Genomic DNA, 269 nt, shown 5'->3' on the forward strand with positions numbered 1-269 from the left:
GGGAAGTTAACCCCTGCACAATCTCGCAATGCTGCGAGAAACGAATTATATTTAGTCGAAGGTGATTCTGCTGGCGGTTCAGCGAAACAAGGGCGAGATCGTACGTTTCAGGCGATTTTACCGTTGCGCGGTAAAGTCATTAATACCGAAAAAGCGAAGCTCCAAGATATTATGAAAAACGAGGAGATTTCCACGATTATTCATGCTATTGGTGCAGGAGTTGGAGCGGATTTCTCAGTAGAAGATTCAGCCTACGATAAAGTTGTCAT

Annotated in this window: 1 protein-coding gene; it reads left to right on the plus strand. The window is 44.2% G+C overall.

Annotated elements, in window-relative coordinates; all coding sequences use genetic code 11:
* On the plus strand, window positions 1–269 hold a 269-nt coding region (locus SB660_RS20950; protein WP_410584293.1), incomplete at both ends, for a toprim domain-containing protein.

This window comes from Bacillus sp. SIMBA_005 (assembly GCF_046535585.1).
Classification (GTDB): domain Bacteria; phylum Bacillota; class Bacilli; order Bacillales; family Bacillaceae; genus Bacillus; species Bacillus pumilus.